General features: G+C 49.5%; 24 protein-coding genes and 1 tRNA gene. 3 read left to right on the plus strand and 22 right to left on the minus strand.

Annotation, left to right across the window (positions count from 1 at the left end; all coding sequences use genetic code 11):
• Window position 1 precedes the first annotated feature (1 nt).
• The 14 genes from AC3RCL_RS31880 to AC3RCL_RS31945 all read right to left on the minus strand — a co-directional run bounded on the left by AC3RCL_RS31880 (window position 2) and on the right by AC3RCL_RS31945 (window position 11,899).
• Window positions 2-4,237 (minus strand): phage tail tape measure protein, encoded by a 4,236-nt coding sequence (locus AC3RCL_RS31880; protein ID WP_492533992.1) that lies wholly within the window; start codon window positions 4,235-4,237, stop codon window positions 2-4.
• Complete coding sequence (locus tag AC3RCL_RS31885) at window positions 4,237-4,482, minus strand: hypothetical protein (RefSeq protein ID WP_492533994.1); 246 nt, start codon at window positions 4,480-4,482, stop codon at window positions 4,237-4,239. The genes AC3RCL_RS31880 and AC3RCL_RS31885 overlap by 1 nt, the downstream gene beginning before the upstream one ends.
• A gap of 71 nt (window positions 4,483-4,553) precedes the next feature.
• Window positions 4,554-4,850 carry a hypothetical protein gene (locus AC3RCL_RS31890; protein ID WP_492533996.1) on the minus strand — a complete coding sequence of 99 codons (297 nt, stop codon included), beginning with the start codon at window positions 4,848-4,850 and terminating at the stop codon, window positions 4,554-4,556.
• Window positions 4,847-5,293, minus strand: coding sequence for a hypothetical protein (locus AC3RCL_RS31895; RefSeq protein ID WP_492533998.1), 447 nt, complete (start codon window positions 5,291-5,293; stop codon window positions 4,847-4,849). The genes AC3RCL_RS31890 and AC3RCL_RS31895 overlap by 4 nt, the downstream gene beginning before the upstream one ends.
• 1 nt (window position 5,294) lies before the next feature.
• Window positions 5,295-5,930 (minus strand): hypothetical protein, encoded by a 636-nt coding sequence (locus tag AC3RCL_RS31900; RefSeq protein ID WP_492534000.1) that lies wholly within the window; start codon window positions 5,928-5,930, stop codon window positions 5,295-5,297.
• Window positions 5,923-6,366, minus strand: coding sequence for a hypothetical protein (locus AC3RCL_RS31905; RefSeq protein ID WP_492534002.1), 444 nt, complete (start codon window positions 6,364-6,366; stop codon window positions 5,923-5,925). Before AC3RCL_RS31905 ends, AC3RCL_RS31900 begins: the two co-directional genes overlap by 8 nt.
• Window positions 6,363-6,704 (minus strand): cold-shock protein, encoded by a 342-nt coding sequence (locus AC3RCL_RS31910; protein ID WP_492534004.1) that lies wholly within the window; start codon window positions 6,702-6,704, stop codon window positions 6,363-6,365. The genes AC3RCL_RS31905 and AC3RCL_RS31910 overlap by 4 nt, the downstream gene beginning before the upstream one ends.
• A gap of 4 nt (window positions 6,705-6,708) precedes the next feature.
• A complete protein-coding gene (locus AC3RCL_RS31915) occupies window positions 6,709-6,972 on the minus strand; it encodes a hypothetical protein (RefSeq protein ID WP_492534006.1) in 264 nt (87 codons plus the stop codon).
• A gap of 251 nt (window positions 6,973-7,223) precedes the next feature.
• Window positions 7,224-7,430, minus strand: a complete 207-nt coding sequence (locus AC3RCL_RS31920; protein WP_492534008.1) for a hypothetical protein — start codon at window positions 7,428-7,430, stop codon at window positions 7,224-7,226.
• Between the two features lie 396 nt (window positions 7,431-7,826).
• Entirely contained in the window at window positions 7,827-8,741 is a 915-nt protein-coding gene (locus tag AC3RCL_RS31925; RefSeq protein WP_492534010.1) for a hypothetical protein, read from the minus strand.
• Window positions 8,742-9,155: 414 nt separating this feature from the next.
• Window positions 9,156-9,404 (minus strand): helix-turn-helix domain-containing protein, encoded by a 249-nt coding sequence (locus AC3RCL_RS31930; RefSeq protein ID WP_492534012.1) that lies wholly within the window; start codon window positions 9,402-9,404, stop codon window positions 9,156-9,158.
• A 274-nt stretch (window positions 9,405-9,678) separates the two neighbouring features.
• Window positions 9,679-10,665: a hypothetical protein gene (locus AC3RCL_RS31935; protein WP_492534014.1), complete on the minus strand. Its 987-nt coding sequence runs from the start codon at window positions 10,663-10,665 to the stop codon at window positions 9,679-9,681.
• Window positions 10,666-11,179: 514 nt separating this feature from the next.
• Complete coding sequence (locus tag AC3RCL_RS31940) at window positions 11,180-11,491, minus strand: hypothetical protein (RefSeq protein ID WP_492534016.1); 312 nt, start codon at window positions 11,489-11,491, stop codon at window positions 11,180-11,182.
• A 117-nt stretch (window positions 11,492-11,608) separates the two neighbouring features.
• Window positions 11,609-11,899, minus strand: a complete 291-nt coding sequence (locus AC3RCL_RS31945; RefSeq protein ID WP_492534018.1) for a hypothetical protein — start codon at window positions 11,897-11,899, stop codon at window positions 11,609-11,611.
• Between the two features lie 144 nt (window positions 11,900-12,043).
• Here AC3RCL_RS31945 and AC3RCL_RS31950 point away from each other — a divergent pair, with 144 nt between their 5' ends.
• Together AC3RCL_RS31950 and AC3RCL_RS31955 are read left to right on the plus strand one after the other, a co-directional pair.
• Window positions 12,044-12,256, plus strand: a complete 213-nt coding sequence (locus AC3RCL_RS31950) for a helix-turn-helix domain-containing protein (protein WP_492534020.1) — start codon at window positions 12,044-12,046, stop codon at window positions 12,254-12,256.
• A 97-nt stretch (window positions 12,257-12,353) separates the two neighbouring features.
• Entirely contained in the window at window positions 12,354-12,584 is a 231-nt protein-coding gene (locus AC3RCL_RS31955; RefSeq protein ID WP_492534022.1) for a hypothetical protein, read from the plus strand.
• Between the two features lie 59 nt (window positions 12,585-12,643).
• Here AC3RCL_RS31955 and AC3RCL_RS31960 read toward each other — a convergent pair whose 3' ends face one another.
• The 7 genes from AC3RCL_RS31960 to AC3RCL_RS31990 form a co-directional block, all read right to left on the minus strand.
• Entirely contained in the window at window positions 12,644-12,910 is a 267-nt protein-coding gene (locus AC3RCL_RS31960) for a helix-turn-helix domain-containing protein (protein ID WP_071219322.1), read from the minus strand.
• 250 nt (window positions 12,911-13,160) lie between these two features.
• Complete coding sequence (locus AC3RCL_RS31965) at window positions 13,161-13,910, minus strand: helix-turn-helix domain-containing protein (RefSeq protein WP_492534024.1); 750 nt, start codon at window positions 13,908-13,910, stop codon at window positions 13,161-13,163.
• A gap of 1 nt (window position 13,911) precedes the next feature.
• A complete protein-coding gene (locus AC3RCL_RS31970) occupies window positions 13,912-14,952 on the minus strand; it encodes a tyrosine-type recombinase/integrase (protein WP_492534026.1) in 1,041 nt (346 codons plus the stop codon).
• Window positions 14,953-15,108: 156 nt separating this feature from the next.
• Window positions 15,109-15,199, minus strand: a tRNA-Ser gene (locus tag AC3RCL_RS31975).
• A 132-nt stretch (window positions 15,200-15,331) separates the two neighbouring features.
• Window positions 15,332-15,553 (minus strand): DUF951 domain-containing protein, encoded by a 222-nt coding sequence (locus AC3RCL_RS31980; protein WP_090909575.1) that lies wholly within the window; start codon window positions 15,551-15,553, stop codon window positions 15,332-15,334.
• A gap of 65 nt (window positions 15,554-15,618) precedes the next feature.
• Window positions 15,619-16,521 carry a mechanosensitive ion channel family protein gene (locus tag AC3RCL_RS31985; RefSeq protein WP_015738121.1) on the minus strand — a complete coding sequence of 301 codons (903 nt, stop codon included), beginning with the start codon at window positions 16,519-16,521 and terminating at the stop codon, window positions 15,619-15,621.
• A gap of 15 nt (window positions 16,522-16,536) precedes the next feature.
• Window positions 16,537-16,791, minus strand: a complete 255-nt coding sequence (locus AC3RCL_RS31990) for a putative Se/S carrier protein (RefSeq protein ID WP_015738122.1) — start codon at window positions 16,789-16,791, stop codon at window positions 16,537-16,539.
• A gap of 260 nt (window positions 16,792-17,051) precedes the next feature.
• Between AC3RCL_RS31990 and yyaC the strand changes: the two genes are divergently transcribed.
• Window positions 17,052-17,657 (plus strand): spore protease YyaC, encoded by a 606-nt coding sequence (gene yyaC / locus AC3RCL_RS31995; protein WP_036659575.1) that lies wholly within the window; start codon window positions 17,052-17,054, stop codon window positions 17,655-17,657.
• Here yyaC and AC3RCL_RS32000 read toward each other — a convergent pair.
• Entirely contained in the window at window positions 17,614-18,132 is a 519-nt protein-coding gene (locus AC3RCL_RS32000; RefSeq protein WP_015738124.1) for a DUF4446 family protein, read from the minus strand. The genes yyaC and AC3RCL_RS32000 overlap by 44 nt on opposite strands.
• Window positions 18,133-18,162 lie beyond the last annotated feature (30 nt).

Consider the following 18,162-nt stretch of genomic DNA (forward strand, 5'->3'; position numbering starts at 1 on the left):
TTTATCTAGTCTTAACCCCCTGCGTCTGTAGCCGCTGAACCGTACGCGCTCGCTCGTCGTAGAACGCTGCGATATCTGCCTTATCGGTCAATACGACTTCATCCGCGCCCATATCGAAGTGATTCGTAATCGTCGTAACAGCCGGAAATGCGTTCGTTGCTGGCGCCATTGCACGCCCGCTTAACGTATCCCATAAGGCCGCTTGCTGCTGCGAGTTCAGATACATTTCGCCAGCTTTCGCGAGTACCAGCGTTTCCTCACCGTTTCGTCCCTGGACTACGCCTCCGCCATGGAACGTCTGCAGCTTGCCGGTATCCTGCTCAATGCCGTACTTCTTCCGCAGCTCCTCGTTACGTGCGGCCAGTCTCGCCATCTCTTCGGCATCACCGCGTTTCTTAGCCGCTGACCATGCGTCTTTGTTCGCGTTATATTCCGATAGGTCCGAATCCGGCGTCGCCGTTACTCGGCTAATCTGCGCCATTCTTGCGTTATAGCCGGCCACAAACGAATCCAATTCGGATAAGATGGCGGCATTAGCGGAAGCATTTTCCGTAATTCGGAACGCAGATATCGCGGCCTCAATCATTTTGATATCGCCGCCGTACGACTCGAACGCCTGTATCAGCGCATTAAACTGCGATTCGGCCGCCGCCTTCTCGTCATCGAACGCCTTTGTCTGCGCATCCTTCTCGTCCTGCAGCGCATCTTTCTGCGATTCCAATTCGCGTTTACGGAGCTCGCGTTCGTGCTCGAGTTGCATGCGGTCGATCTCTTTTAGGACGTCTTCGCGTTCCTGGATACCTTCCGGACCGACGGCGCTCTCCAATTCGGCGGCGCGGGCGCGTTTCTCCGCTAATCGCGTTTCGTAATCGAGGTCGGAATTGAGCTCCGCTTCCTTCGCGATTTGCTCGTCGATCGCCTTAATCTTCGCGTCTTGAGCGTCGACAAACGCCTTCTTACGCGCTTCAATAGCGTCGAGTTCCGCTTTCTTGGCGGACTCAATGGCGGATTTCTGCGTCTTAACGGAATCTTCGGCCAGCTTCGTCGTCTTCTCCGTATAGGACTTGCGCGCCTGATACAGCTCCTCATCCGCTTTCTTGTACAGCTCGCTATCCTTCATGTACCGATTGCGCACGCGAGTCCAGGCGTCAAGTTTCATCTTCGCGATTTCTTGTTCGGATTTGCCGGCGTCCTGCATGCGTCGTTCCTGTGCCTTAATCCAATCGGAAGAGTTATCGTATTCCTTCTTGGCTTCGGCCTCTTCCGCTTTAGCGAGATCCTTGCGCGCTTTGTAGATTTCCTCGTCCGCTTTCTTGTACTCTTCCGAGTCCTTTTTATAGCGGTTGCGTACGCGAGTCCACGCATTGAGCTTCGCCTGTGCGATCGCTACTTCGGACTTAGCGCTGTCCTCCATGCGGCGTTCTTCCTTCGCGATCCATTCCGCCGAGAACTCATAGCGCGACTTGGCGCTGTCTTCCGCTAATCGTTTTAGCTGCAGGTCGAGCGTGCGCCGGTCTTCGATGGACTCCGCGAGATATTGTTTATGTGTCTTGCGCAGCTTTTCGTAAGCCGCGATTTGCTTGTCCGCCGACCAGTCGTACATGTCCGCCTGGTAACGGATCGTGGCAACGTCGGCGTCATACGCTTTCTTGCGCGCTTCGGCGGCGAGTTCGGCTGCGGACTTCTCCTTCTTGCCCTTCTTGGTTTTGCTCTTTTTCTCTTTCTCAGGGTCACTAAGGTCGATTCCGCTCCCAACGTCAAACTTTCCGTAAGTGCCGGAAGTAATGGACGCGATATCCTTCTCGATTTCGTTGAGGTCTAGCTGATACTTGTTGGCGTTATCTTGCGCTTTCGCTCGAACAGCACCGAGAATCTGGTCCCCGATCATCTCGAAGCCTTTGCCCACTTCACCTGGGAGCCTCTTGCCAATCGCACTGCCGGCAAAATTAAAGCCCTCAATCTTTTCTAGGGCGGATATCTGAGCGCGTGCGAGTTTAAGTTTCGCTTCGGTCTCAACTTTCCAGTTGTTCAGTCGGCTTTTTGCTGCCTTTGCCGACGCGCTAACGGATTCACTTTCCGCCTTTATCAAGTCGTCCAAAGAACCGCGGTTTGTAATATGCCATTGGTTCTCTTCGTCCAACTGCGCAATCAATCCGGGATACTCTTTCGTCAACGCCTCGACAACACTCGCCAATTGCGCCTTTTGCTGTTCGGACAGCTTCTCCTCTGCGGTCAGCTTGTCGTATTCATCACGCAGCTTCTCTACTTTATCGATGTGTTGGACTTTCGTAGCGAGCGCGTTGATTTCCGCACGTTCCATTTCGCGAAGAGCCGGAATCGAATCGTTAATCTGCTCCTTAAGCTCTTCCGCTTTGGCCGTCGCATCCTCTACGCCGTCATAACCCATCGTGCGTAGCTTCTCGTCCATCTCTTCGAGTTGCTCGTTAATGTCCATAGCTTCCGATAAGAGAGCCGGCGTTCCCTGGCCTTTGTCGCCTAGCGCTTCGATTTCGTTCAACCGTTCCTGCAACTTCGCGCTTTCTTCGAGTACCGGATTCAATTCGCCGATCATGTCTCGCATGTTCTGAACGTCTTGAATCGTATTGCTAATCGGTGACTTATCGAGTGTTTCGTTGAGTTTTTTCTGCGCGGCCTCATGTTGCTTAACGGCTTCTGCCGCTTGGTTCGATTGCGTTACAAGCGCCGCTATTCCCGCCGTTACCGCGCCAATAGCGATAGCCACCGCCATAAACGGAGCTGCTGCGATTTGAAGTCCGCCCAGCGCGATAGCCAGAACGCCGAATGCTGCCGCAAGTCCTAAGACTCCGGCTGTCGCTACACCGAACGCCACGATTGCGCTTTGTAATGCCGGATTCATTTCCGTGAATCCTTGCAGGAGATTCGTTATAAATTCGGCCACTTGTCGGATGGCTGGCGCCAGTTTATCCCCGACTGTTATGCCGACCGCTTCTAACGCAGACTGTAATTCGAGAGTGGCGCCTTTGAGTGTGTCCATTTGGATATCCGCTACCTCTTGCGCCGTTCCGCCTGCATTTTGAAGACTCGCGGTATATCCGTCGAGCGTCGCCTTACCTTGCGTTAACAGCGTCAAGAATCCGGAAGCTGCTTCACGGCCGACCAACGTAGCTGCAGCGTCTGCCTGCTGTACTTGCGTTAAGCGCGCGAAAGCTCCGGCCATGTCACCGACAACCGTACTCAGCGGCTTGATGTTACCGGCCGCATCCGAAATGCTGACGCCGAGTTTATCCATGTATCCGGCCGCTTCTTCTGACGGAGATGACAGCGCGAGCAAGATCGCACGTAACTGCGTACCAGCCATCTCTCCCTTAATACCGGCGTTACTGAGCTCGCCGATAGCTGCGACTGCCTCTTCGATACTCACGCCCATTGCCGCAGCGACTGGCGCAACGTACTTGAGCGCGAAGCCTAAATCTGTAACGTCCGCGTTCGTATCGATCGATGCTTTCGCTAATACGTCCGCCACGCGTGCGGTCTCTTCCGCCTTTAATCCGAAACCGTTCAGCGCAGACGCAGCGATATCGGCCGTTGTCGCCAGGTCCGTCTGGCCTGCGGATGCAAGCGATAATACGCCCGGTAATGACGCGATGATATCCTTCGTTTTAAAGCCGCTTTGTGCTAATAAAGCTTGCGCGTCCGCAGCCTCTGCGGCCGTATATCGCGTTGTGGCTCCGAGCTCTAGCGCCTGATTGCGCAGACTTTCGAACTCGTCCCCGGTTGCCTGCGAAATTGCTTTAACGTTAGCCATCGACTGTTCAAACGTGGCGGAAAACTCGACGGACTTCGTAATGATTGCGGCCATAGCTACCGCTAGGCCTGCATATGCGGCCCCCAGCGCTTTAATCTCTTTGGACGCTGTTGAGGCGCCCGTTGCGCTCTTTTCAAGTCCGCTCGTTATTTTATCGATCTCCGTTGACGACATGCCGAGCTTGGTGAGTTCGGCGCGTACCTCCGCCAGCCCCTTACGCAGAATTTCCGGATTAGCTTTTCGGATAGCGTCGTTTATCTTCGAAATCTGAGCGGACGAGGCGCCCATTCCTGCCAGCGTCGAGTTGAGGTCTTTAAATGCACCCGTTACTTCTGTCGCGGATTTACCGAGTTCTGCTGTTTTCGCCTTCGCCTTGTTAATTCCGGACTCGAATTGCGAAATATCTGCTGAAACGCGGGCTTTGATGCCGCCGATGTCTACTGCTTCCATCAGTCAGTCACCGCCTCAGACATTGCGGTTGCGATACCAATAATCGTTGTAATAAATAGTTCTTTCTCCGCATCTCTCAACGGTGTAATGATTCCGGATTCCGTTAACTTGGATGTCATATTTTCGGCAGCTAAACGCATAACCTCGGCTTTTTCCTCTTCCGATCCTCTCGCCTTATTGACCATGAGCATGCTTACCATATCCTGCACTGCCCAATACATTCCTTCCTCCATTACTGCGTTCACTTCGTTTCCCCCTTTTGTGTTTAAGAAAACAAAAAGAGCCCGCCATTCGGCGAGCCCTTCGGTATCAGTATTTAACCCTTGTAATATGGATGTCCAACGTAATAAGCATCAATTGGATAGTCGGTAAGATCGGGGTATTCCGGCCTTAACGTAATGAGAATTTCGTCAAACGGGGGCAACTGCTCTTTAAAAATAGTGCCCGAACGAACAAAAAACTCGTGATAGTACTTTCTATTAATGCCGATTTTTAACGAAATAGGTACATAACCCTTGTTGTCTAGATAGAGTGCACAAGCTGTTCGCGAGAACCTAATTTGCTGTGTGTCTGTTCCTTCGAAACCTGCAAACGCAATTAGTTCTTTTTTCATTTCGATTCCCCCTCTTCGTGTTTTCGCTTGATCTGAGAGTACAAAGACACGTTCTCAGCGGTAGGATTCAACTTACCGAACTCCTGCGCTGCTCTAACGTCATTCGCGGTAATCTTCTCGCCGGACCGTAATTTAGTCCGTAGCTGCTCGCCGGTAGCCCGATTAACTAGGTGCGCCACCTTTTCGCCTTCATAATGTTCGAAGCGATCAGCAATCAGCGCAGCTCGTGCGATATCGTCCGCGTCTCCTGTTTCGGCTGCCTTGGCGTTGAATCGTTCGACGTCCTCCGCGGTCGGCACCGCCACGAAACCCACCCCCGACTGCTCGTTAAAGAAAGCCGCGATACTACCTTCGTAGTCCTTTTTCAATTGCGTTGCTTGTGCGATTTTCAGCGAATCGCCGGTCGCAAGTTTCTCCGCTTTTACTACGTCTGAATATTTCAAGTTATTTCGCTCCTTTTTGTGTTGGTTTACGGTCGATCCCTTTCGGCAGCGCACGTTTCTGTTTAATCGAGGTCAATTCCGGCAACTTAGCAAGTGGGAGGTTATACTCCTGCTCAATCTGTTGCACTGCATACGACGTTCTCCGAAGACTATCCGATTCTCGACGCTCAAGTTCCGACAACTCGCGGTGTTGACTGGCGTATTCCTCCGTCAGCTCGTAAAAGTCGAGCAGCGCGTTATACATATCCGCCCGGGCCTCGGCCATCCGTTCGACGATCGGCTTAAGCTCCTTTTCGCGAATCTGCGGAATAACGTTCGTGTTCCAGTCCTTCGTCAGGTCCAGTACGGTGATACGGCCCTCTCGCGATTTTTCAGACGCATATGCGAACGCTGCATCTCGGACGCTCTTCGCCTCCTGCACGGCCTTTTCTGCGGATTCGATTTTCTTAGTAATCGTCGCACGGTCTGCGGCTACGTCTTCACCGTCAAACTCCCGGATAAGAATCCGCTGTTTCTCCGCAACGAGATCCGCGACCTTTTGCTCGGCTTCCCGTACCAATCCGTCGTGTTTGCTCCGTAGCTCGGTAAATCGTGCATCTTGCTTGTCGTACTTCTCTTTCAGTTCAAACTTAATCATTCATGAACACTCCTCTAATGTATTGGATTATCCGGGTATACCACGGCTTTCGCGGCTCCGATACTTCTTCAATCTCTTTGACTTCTTCCGGTTCATCTTCCGCGCACATCTCCGCAAGGAACGGATATATTGGCGATCCTGGCGATAAGTGCCGGCGCAATCCACTGAGCGTGCTTGACGGGACCAGCGTTACTTTTACGCCAGGCACCGGCAGGAACAGCTTGAACAGCATATCGTTGTCCGTATCGATGTCCACCGTATCAACCTTGTGCAAGCGCATAGCCTCGAGCACCACGTCAATAATTGCGAGTTCCTCCACGCCCTCAATGCCGCGGATTATCTGGTCTGCATGGGCGCCGGTCTCATCGAAATAGTTGATTGCGATAAGTTTCGTCGAGCCAATCTCCGTAACGACCGCTTGAAATAACGGTCTCATGATGCTAACGCCAACTTAACGGCAATCGGGCGCCCTTGCCTATCTTCACCTACTTCAAACGTTACGCGTTCCCCACTCATGAGATATGACAAGCCTGGTTCTGCTGCGGATGAGATGTGAAAGAAGAAATCGTCCTTGCCACTCCGAAGGAATCCGAAATTCTTCTCCAAGTTGAACATTCTAACCTTTCCTTTCCGGCGCATCGACTTCGCTTTCTCTCGCTTTGGTTTAGGCGGTGCAACCGGTGATTTATAATTGGTCGGCACAACCATCGAGTACACCTCCGTCATTGATTCTTGGTCATTTAGGCCAGTCCATGTTTTGCTCTCGATAAACATTGTTTTATCCCCTTTTTATGTGTTGTTTTTTCACAAGCATCGGCGCGTTTCTCCGTATAGTGGATTCCGAAATCGAGTCCCCGAAGATCATTTCAAATTCCCGGCCGCTCTTCTCACTCCGCAAAGTGACGCGGCGTTTATGGCCGTGTTCGATCGGCTCGATAGAGATTACCTTCACGTCCTTCATTACGGCGCTCAGCTCCTTCTCGCGATTTGAGTATCTAAGTAACGGCAGCGAATACTTTCCTCTCCCCGTGCCACTTTGCACCTGATGTCTTCCTTATCCATAGCGGCCAATAGCGCGCAGCTTGAATCATTTCGGTAGTACGGGCAATACGTTTTCGCATCCGACATTTTCTCGTTAATACTCTCGCCTCCCCTCCGCTAAAATCGTTCGTCTATGGCACCCATATCGTTGTTTCTGCTGGATTCTAGCCACGCAAAATAGGCCCCGAAGGTGTTTATACCTTCCGGACATATAGCGGCTGTATCGGCGTTATAGCGGCCCTTACCGTACCGTTATCTATCGACGTTCACGCCGAGCAACCGGCGCGCATTTCGCTTCTTCGAGTCAGGCACGTTGTATTGTCTTGCAACGCATATCCCGCCCTCATAATACTGGGCGGTCTCGGTATAATACGGATGGCTACGATTTATTTTGCGGATGGTGTCAAGGTCATCGACGTAAGCGACAAGCCGATCGCCGGCTCTCCAAAGTTTATTCATTCCCGTCCACCTCCGCAGACTCAGCGCAGTAAGCAGCGAACGCTTCGGTATCCGTTGAATTAATCGCGACTTTATCGATACCAAATAAGCGTGCCACCTTATCGCCCTGAAATAGACCGGACCAAATTGCGCCCAGGCTCGTATTCTCGTCCGTGACCGGCCAGACCCCTTTACAGTATTCTAGACCGTCTGGCGCGTAGACTTTTACAACGTGGTTTCCTTCTTTAATCGTGTGCTTTACCCTAACATAGTCATTAACGTATCTCATTTGACTCGTCCTTTTACGGGTCGCTGCGGTCTGCACCCTCATATTTTCCCCCGCGTGTTCCCAGGCGGTTTAATGTCCAGCCCGTAGGACAATAAAAATAGCGCTTCGGCCTTTTACGGCTTCCACGCTTAATTGAATAGAACTTTGATTCCGGCCAGGCTCTTCGCAGGCCCCGCGTATACCACTCTAGGGTTAACAATTATCCGGCGCTTTCTTTTGTCATTAATGTCTGGGATGAGTAAGAATACCGGTTTTCCGTCAAGTTTGAGCGAATCGAGTGCGGTACGCAATCTGTGCGTATCCTTGTAACTGAGGAGCGCGGCCAAGTTCTCAAGGTCCATCGGCTTCACTCTATCCTCGTTGTTCTCGCCCGGGTTGAAGCAAACAACATTGAATCCGAAATTAATGAAAGGAAGTACCGCGAAGACAAGGGCCAGTTGCTTGATTGTGCGGCCGTTATATCGATTGTAAAGATCGCGGACAGTGCTCCGGAATAGTCGTGTATGTTGGTATTCGGATAAGTCATACCCGGATTTCTTCATTTCTCCGCGATAGAACACTGACGGATTGATGTGGATGTCTCCATGTTCTTCGTCTACACTAACGACTTCCTCAGCCGTCAGCTTTTTGAAAAACTCCAGAAATCGAGCGCGGCTCATATTCAACAGAGATTCAAGCGATTTCCGATCTATGGGGCGACCGTTATCGTACTGCAGCCGGCCGTCATAGTTCGTATATGTCCCGATGAACATTAGGCGCGCCAGGTCGGACTGATTAAGCGATGGGAACCGTTGATCCATCGTGACGCATCCGTTAAACATAGCAAATACAAAGCCTCCGTTGTCATCCGCGTGGCTGCGGAGCTCGTCCAACGCCTTCCTACCTTGTATTTGTGTTTCTGTCGTCTTCATCACAATTTCGAGACTGGCTAAGCGATCGCCGAGTTCTTCCTCAATAGATTCCTTTCTGGCGAGAACGCCTCGCTTTGTTTGCAGCGTGAGATTCCCCCAATGCCACTGTTCCTTTTGTCTGTTAATCGCCACCAATACCCCTCCTAAAATATACTGCATTTCAGATACAAAAACGTACAGTTGTACTGCATTTCAGATACATCTCAAAATCCCCGAATACCGCGCCACGTAAGGCATATCAGTCTTTTCGAGGTTTCTATCCCTATTTGTTCGTCTATTTCTTTTCTTCTACGCGCCCCAATATATCAACACAACATCCAAAGCAACTGCCTTCTTGGACTGGCCGTCCAATTCATCCATCCCGAAGAAAATCACATCGGGCTGGGACATATCATTTTCATCGCGCTAATCTCTTCCTCAAATAATCCGCAAGGTAAGGTATGCAGGGACCGGATTCGAGGCGGTTTTCCTCGGATTCGTAATGTTTTGACCTTCCTTTTCGACTTGTTCATGCTGGTCATGTTGACCGTACGGGAACATACGCTATTAACCGGAATTAGCAGCGTCTCGGAAAGAGTTCACGCGTCTGTTAGCGTCAACGATATCGGCAATCTGTTCATCCGACAGCGGAATAGCCTTACGTATCCGCGACTCAACGTGCGGCAGCAGCGCCCTTTCATCACGTTCGATTGCGCCAATTAATGGGCAGGAAATGCCGGCTTCTCTTGCGAGTTTACCTTGCGACATGCCGAGATTCGTACGACAAATGCGAATGATTTCTGATGTGAGTTTCATTTTAACGTCCTCCTTTGTAGTAGTGGTTTATTGATACAGTGTTGCAAATAAAAACGCCGCCTCACGTCGTCAGGCATTCGACGCGGTGGCAGACTGGCTTTCATAGTGCGTAACCGCAAACGCTTGTAAAATATACGGTGTCCTTCAAAATAAGAAACTAACTGACTCCTTAAAATATGGGTTGCAAAACCGTGATTTTTGTGATATGTTTAAGTAGGATATCTATACTTTTTACTCCTCTCACTGTTCTAAATATACTGTCAACTTGGGACACTTATAGTAAATATTTCTCAAGTTTTTTTCTTATTCTCGTCAATCTCTTCCGCGCAGTCTCATACGGTAACCCGCTAACCCGCGCTACATAAGCCCCCGAGACTATATACTCCCCGTCCGCTGTGACGTTATAGTCCTCTTCTCTTCCTTCGCGTATGTCCTCTTCCACCGAATTAATCAAATTCTGCAGGAATTCCGCTTGCTGTACGTTCAATTTCTTCGTCAATACCCATTCTGGCACTTCAAACCCGATTACCGTTACCTTTGCGTTAGTAAACTTCGGCTTCACTCGCCGATCACTACCGGACTTACGAACGCGACGCAGGCCGTTTCGATACGCTTGTATGTCATGGTAACGCGTCATGATTGCGTCGTTGACATAGCTGACGATCTCCCTATCGCTTCTACTCGCATCAACATACTTGAGGACGTACATTAACGCCTGGCGCATATCGCCCATAACCTCATCTCGAATTCGCGTTTCCTCTTTAGCAGCTTCCTCTTCTACCGCGCTGACTCTTGCAACTAAGCTCTGATAAATCTTATACTCCGTTTCCTGATAATTCTCCCTAAAGCGTTGTTCTATCTCGGATTCACTGCCAATGAGCCAGGTAAGCAACTCGGTGTTTATGTCGAACGTCCATACGTATCTGTCATTATCTATCGGCTCAAACGGAATTTCCATTCCGCAATCCACAATCAAGATCGATAAGTAGCGATTTATCTCAGGATACAAATAGCGCAATGGCTGGCGAATATACCACGCGTGTTTAACGGCCTTCTCTCGTATCGCTTTAATTCTGTAAACGATATATAAATGTGGTTCGGACAGGTCAATCCGGATTTCGCTCATTTCAGATGATACATATCTTCGCGTAGGGTCCTCGGTAAAGTCGATCTCCTCTACATCCTCCATGATACGATCAATTATTCGTGTATCTCCGTTATCTTGGTAAGATCGGATAGCTTCGTTCAGATTGAAATTCATGGCGCGCCGCCCCTCTCATGTAGTTAGATTCAATATAACCTGTCCACCATGATTTGTTAACAAAAGAAATCTTAATATTTCCTCAAAAAAGTGGAACGCATGTTCGTCTCGCTACGTATTACATAACAAAAGCGGACGAAGGTTGCCGCCTCCATCCGCAATTGCCTCCCCACTCAGCCTGTTAGCGAGGATAGACACGATACTTTTCCGGGAGATCAGCGATCTCATATCGCGTTTAGTTCACCGACTTGTTGCCGCAAGTCAGACGAATAAGTGTCCGCATGGCGATTCTCAACCGTTGGAGCGGAAGAGATACGGACGGTGGTCACGTTTGCAGCCGCGACCGATTCCACGCATGGCGATCCTAACCGGTTGCCGCCGATAAGGTACGTGGTCAAGCGTTTTACATACGACCTGGACGGGTCAATTACCGAACTCCCCTCCACTCATCCGCGTTAGCTGTTAGCGCAACTATCGCGGGCATCATCGGGGAACGGTGTAGTTTGAAACTACATCACAGCGAAAATTCTACGTCAACTCCGGTGTCTAGTACATCGCGGCATAAGAAGTCCAATCCGGATATACTCTGCAGCTTGGCGCGGATCCCTGGTATATCGTCCGGCCCCTTATCCTGCGAAATGATGACCGGTGGCGCATCGGTTGTCCAGACGTAGTAATCGTCTTGTGACGTGATTCTGGCGATCCACAACGCACCGTCAACGGTATACATAGCAGTCAATGGCGCGGTATGTACGATGGTTGCGTCAACGAACTCGGATTCATGCGGCGTGTATACGAGTAGTAGCGGCACGCGTTCGAGAATCACGATAGCACCTCCCGAATTATCATTGCGATAAACCACGCTAGGCCGCGGATTAGATAACGCTGAGTCTTGCGGCTTGTCCGGCGAGTTGCTGCACGTTGTGTTCGTGATAGTCCGTTGTTAAACGTTGCCTGCATTATGCGTCACCTCCAGGTAAAACCCTAGTTCGCGTAATTCTGATTCGGTCACCTCGACGCAGCCGGCCGTGTAACCTGCGCAGATGCTTGCGAATGTTTCCGGCAAAGTCAGCGCGAGAACACGGATAGGAACGTCGATTTCCTGCTTGCGCTTGTTCTCTGGCTTCCATACGAGGATGAAGCGGTCGATGCGACGGGAATAGCGGTAGCCTACCGGGTACAGGCTGGTAACGAGGGATTTGCGGGAAACTTCTAACATTACTGCATTAGTCATTTTGAAACCTCCAATATATTATTTGCACACTGTAGTGTTCGTTTGATTACCTTCAGTATATACACTGTAATGTGCATCGTCAATAGCCTAATTGATATTTTTTACACTCTAATTTATAATTTTCTTATTGAATGGAGGCTGAGCATGGCGATTAAAGTTCATTTGTCACGGATAATGGGAGAGAAGAGAATAAAGATTTCTGAACTCGCGGATATGACCGGTTTACATAGAAATGGTATAACGAAGCTTTATAACGAGAAAACAGACGGCATTAAATTTGATACTCTTGAGAAACTTTGTCGTGCATTGGACTGTTCCATTGAGGAATTAATTGAAATTATAGAGGATGAGAATTAATGAGGAATCTACGTGGGTCTATCATAGCTTTTATCGTATTACTTTTATTACTCAGCTCAATTGGTATCTATCTCTTCGGAATAGGAACGTCATCATCATGAGTATAGAACGCGATTTGCGCCAACTCTATCAAGATGTCCATTTCTTCGCGGCTGCCCTATCGGAAGCGCTCATCTCCGTTTGGGAGGAGGACGTGGCCGGTCAATATGCGGAAGTTGAACGCGGTTTTATCGATCGGTATACGGCCGATTACGTGCGTGTACGGAACGTTGATACCAGTGCCAGGACATATTACTCACGGGACACTGCGTTATTTAAGCGAATATAAACGAAGAAAAGACCACTAACCCGAATGACAGGCGGAGCGGTCTTTTTTATTTTACATACTTATTTCTGATTCAACGCTAACTGCGTTACAGTCTTAAGTAAAGATTGAACCTGTCCCTTTAATTGTGCATTTTCTTTGCGTAGTTTATGTACTTCATTACTACCGGTACCTACGGACAATTCCTCCGCTATGTTTTCTGCGTCTCTCCTCCAGCCACGGACAGTTGATTTATCCCTGTTGTATTTCTTCGCGATTTCTTCTACTGTCACTTCTCCTGCAGCCAAACGTTGCCCTTCTCTTCTTCTAGTCTCTGCGTCAATCCTCATTTTAGTCCTCCGCGTCATGATCGTAATTATTGACGTCTATTTTCGCGTGCGAATCGACGTCGCAACCGATATTAACACGCTCTAATCGGCCTGTCTCGCGGAAAAATAAGGTAATCACATAACACCGCAGTACCATCTTCCACTCGCGCAACGCAAACGAAACGTAAACGCAACTGGACGCAGACTGACGCAGATAGACGCCGGATCACGCACGAGGATGGCCGGAGTACTATTCCGCTCACGATGCGACTTATGCACCGCCCGCACTTCGCTTATATTGGGCCGCTCTCCACTCCGCCAGCGCCTCCACATAGCAATCGTGAAATACACCGACCGGAGAATAAACGCTAGGTTTCGGCAGTCCCGTCCGTAGATCAACGGCCTTCGTGAAATACCGATCGGCAGCCAGCGCAATGACATCCGCCTCTAGTTGACCGCTAAATCTACGCGTCAGCATCGCGTAAGTATCCTCGAAATAGTGGTCGTATAGGCTTGCGGTATCGTTTAGCGGCAGCTTGCGTAATGCTTTAGCCAACGCGTGTAAAATAGCATCGTTGTCGCTCTTATCTATTTCTCTCTTAGAGTCATTATTACTAAATTCATTAATAACTTGCGTCGGTTTCTCCGTCTTCGGTTTTTCCACGTCCGGAATATCCGTATGTGGCAAGTCCGGATCTGGATCGTCGATAATCGGCCGCTCATAGATTACCGTTTCCATTCCGGTTATTCGGTTACCTTCATCACGCGTCTGTCGGCGCTCAACATAACCGCAGTTCTCGAGTTCTTTTATCGCGGAATATACGGCGTCTCGTCCGTCCTTAGAACGCTTAACGAGATCCGCGATATAAACTCGCCAGTTAGACGGTTTAGACAGGAGATACGCGAGCAATCCTTTTGCCTTCCACGTTAGACGCTCGTCTGATAAGAAGAACGGGTCCAGTATCGTATAGCCGCTATCGCGCTTCTGAACGCGGACAATGCCGCCTGATGGCTTCGTCATATCAACGGCCTCCCTTACGGCTTGTCAGGCGCGTTAACGGACTGCACCGCTTATGTTCTTCCGCCAGGCTGCCCTCGCTAATTTGGACGTACTTACGCGTTGTGGCGATGTCAGCATGTCCCATGAGTTTCTGCAGGTGGAATATCGACATCCCGTTCTCTGCAGCCATTGTCGCGAAGTTATGACGTAGCACATGCGGTGAAACTGTCCGGCCCAGCTTAGCCCTCTCCGCGTAATTATCAAATGACTTCTGTATCGTCTTCTCGCTTAATTGCTCGCCATAATTAGTAGTAAATACATATGTAGTGTTGAAGTTGCGCTCCGTTTCCGCAATAAGCTGCTTTAATAGGCGCGCCGTCTCTGTTGATAGAGGTAACGTCCTGGATTTACGGTTCTTATTCTTCGATGCCGGCAACGTAATCGACTTTTTAACGAAATCAATCTCCGGCTTTTCTAACGCGCAAATCTCGCCTAGCCGCAAGCCTGTGTCCAGGATTAGCGTCATAATGACGGAATCCCTCCATTGCGCCCATTGTCGTTGGTCTGGTGCCTTCATAAAGCGGCGCAGCTCATCGTCACTAAGCGGCATAACAGTATCGACATCCTGACGCATTAGGGAGACGTTAGCAGCCGGATTCCGATCGATAATCTCCTCTTCATGCAGTACCGCAAAGAACGTCTTTAACACGCGGATACGGACGTTTACCGATGCCGGCGATAACCCGAGCTTCCCTTTCTCGTACTCCGCTTTAAACGGATGGCCGGCGTAGTATTCCTTATCCGTCGCGCACCATAAAACATACTCGCGCAATAGATCGGCCGTTACCTCGCGAATTGTTATTTCGCCATGCCTCTCCGTAACCCATTCGATAAAGTAGTTCATATTCTGTATATAGCCGCTAATCGTCCGTTCCTTTAGGTTGTTGGCGCGCTTTATCTTAACGACAAAATCGACGGCTTCCTGTAGCGTATAAGACGGCAAAGCTACGTTAATGATGGGCTGTCGCGTTCCTACCGTTTTACGACCGGTTCTTTTATCCATAACGAAAAAATACCCCCTACGCGATATCACGTAGAGAGTATTCCGGAATCAGTTAGGCGCTTCGTAATCAGCTAGCGCCTTAACGTATGTATTTCGAACAGCTTGCGCATCACATATCGTATTGTAAACCGCGTAATGACGGGTAAAAACGATTGGTGGCGGAAAGGGTGGGATTCGAACCCACGCACGCCTTGCGACGCCTAGCTGATTTCGAGTCAGCCCCCTTGGGCCTCTTGGGTACCTTTCCACAGCAAGATTGATTATATCATGGAAACGTTATCTGGTCAATAGCTTGTCTCCATCTCTTTTTAGCTGCTCGATCAGATTCGCCTTACCGGCTTCATGAATACTGGCTTGGGAAGCTTCCGGGGAGGAAATATTAAGGTGTATCCCCTGCCCCTTCCGATTCCTGCGCCGAACGTAAAACCTTCTTCATATTCTTCTCGAACTTTACACGGGGGATCAACACGCTGTGCTGACACTTCGTGCATTTAATCCGAATATCCATTCCCATGCGAATAATCTCCATCTCATTATTTCCACAAGGATGGGGCTTCTTCATCTGAACGATATCCCCTAACTGAAAAACCTTGCGCTCCATGGTTACCGCTCCCTTTTGTTTCGTCGCTTCATTATCTATTATATAACATCGGATCACCGAATAGATCAACCCTGAGCGCGTTCTTGCCCCAGCTCGCGTGCTTCAATGGCCTGTTTGATATCGGTAAAAATCTGGCGTTCCACGGCTTCCCTGGCATTCGGATTACACTCGGCTACGATGCGAACCACATATTCCGACGTTGTCAAAGACTGGATCCCAAGCACATCCGGCGTACGCTGCACCTCGGGCCGGCGGTCCATGATTCCCGTAAGTGCCGATTGAATCAATGTGATCGTATCCTTCACCTGCTGATCGTTCTTCACTGGCAGATCCACAATCGCGAGCGAGTTGGAAAGAGAGTAGTTCGTAACGCTGGTAATCATCCCGTTCGGAATAATATAGGTTTCCCCGTTCAGCCCCCTGACACGCGATGTGCGCAGTCCGATCATTTCGACCGTTCCCCGGTACTCGCCGCTCTTGATCACGTCACCTACGGCGAACTGATCCTCGAATATAATGAAGAATCCGGTAATAACGTCCTTCACCAAACTCTGTGCACCGAAACCGATGGCAAGACCCAGTACACCGGCACCAGCCAACAGTGGTCCTAGCTTGAAGTTGAACTCCGACAGAATGATTAAGATCATGACAAAATTACATACGACGGAGGTTACATTTTTTAACAATTCCCCTACTGTAACAAAGCGTCTTGAGTTCACCTGGATTCGGCTCTTCTCCTGCCGGAGCAGGAACTGATCAATCATTTTATACACAACCCGGATCACGAGACGCGTCAGAATAAATATGATGATTACCCGAATGCCGGATGACAGAATATTCATCCACATCTCCTCATTCGTTAACCATCCCCAGATCTTATCTTTCAAACCCTCTGCCTCCTCAGCTATCGTTTGCAAGTCTACACCATCTTCTGTAGTTTCCCCAGACAAGTAACCAAAGCCCCTCATCCCTGATGTCCTCCCTTACTCTTCGATGTTGATATACCTCTCGTTGTCATCAAGCGCAAAAATGCCCCGGATCTCCACATGCTCCAGCCGGATAATCTCTTGAACATCCTTTAACGCATCAGAGGGGAATTGAATCGATAATGCACAGCCAGCCGTAATCTCTTTCGGCGTAGGGAACAGATCTATTTCGATATCCGCATACTCCAGCAGCATTTCCGCGCGCAGCGCCTGCTGGGTGGAATCGAATGCGATCACCATCGCACCTTCCACTGCCAAATCCTCCTTCATGCTTCCTATCATTTTAGTTGTATATATCTCTCATTATCATGTCCGGCAAACAAGGGTTTTATATAAAACTCTTAAAATAAATCAACATTTCATAGAACACCTGCGGGTCCATGTCCTATACATATTCAAAGCACGGCTACCGCTCGAAATGATTAAATCGCATTTTAAGCAAAACGCAAAGTATAAAAACAGTCTTTCATCCATATACTGATACTACCAAATGCAGACGAAAGGAAGATTCTATGAACCGTCTATCTAAAATCACGTCTCGCCCGGAGGCTTCCAGCTTAAAAATACCACACACGGACCCTAATATCCATTCTGCTATTATACATCGCTTGCTCTTTCATCTCTCCGACGCCCGTATTCAGCACCGGCCGCTTGTCATTGTCTGCATCGGCACCGACCGGTCCACCGGTGACTGCCTGGGACCGCTGGTCGGCACTTCGCTTGCCCGCTACAACAGTTCGCTGTTTCATCTATACGGGACGCTGGACGAGCCTGTCCACGCCATGAATCTGAAGGATACGCTGACCGCCATATATGAGAAATTCGATAACCCTTTTGTGATCGGGATTGACGCCTGCTTAGGCCAATCAACCAGCGTAGGCTCCATTCAGATCGCCGATGGCCCTCTTAAGCCTGGAGCCGGCGTACATAAAGAATTACCGCCGGTTGGCGATATCCACGTCACGGGAATCGTCAATGTCGGCGGCTTTATGGAATACTTCGTATTGCAGAACACTCGATTAAGCTTGGTCATGCGGTTATCTGATATTATTGCAACCTGCCTGTTTGCAGGGATCAAGGAGTGGAACCGTTCTTCCCTTCTTGCAGCGCAAGAGTAACGGCCTCCTTTTCTTCCGGAGACAATGGATATTTGGATTGCCCATCCTTCAATGGTTTGGCGTACACATAGGAGCTCTCCCGGTTATGCAGACCGGTCAGAACGATTCCTTCCTCCTCCTCACTCAGGATAGCCAGGGAGAAGCTCATTTCGTTCCCCCGCTCGCCAAATGCATTATATCTGACGATGCCAACTTTGGATTTCATTCCTTTCAAGCTGCCGTTGATGGAATCCAGCATTTTTTGATGACTGGCATGCCCTTCTTCAATTTCATCCATTTGGATTTTCAATTGGACCAGCAGCGATTCGATATCTTCTACCCCGCTGCCTGCCATCATCGCATCGTATCTTCGCTTCATCTTGCGCAATTTTGCCCCTTGAACAATTAAGGTTATCCATAAGATCAAGATGATCATGACCATTCCGACGACAAACCAATGAAGCTGCTCCATGATCAATTCATTTAATTCAGACATGCTTTCTTCCTTCCTCTTCTCCATCTTGAT

The organism is Paenibacillus sp. MT86, from assembly GCF_058792535.1.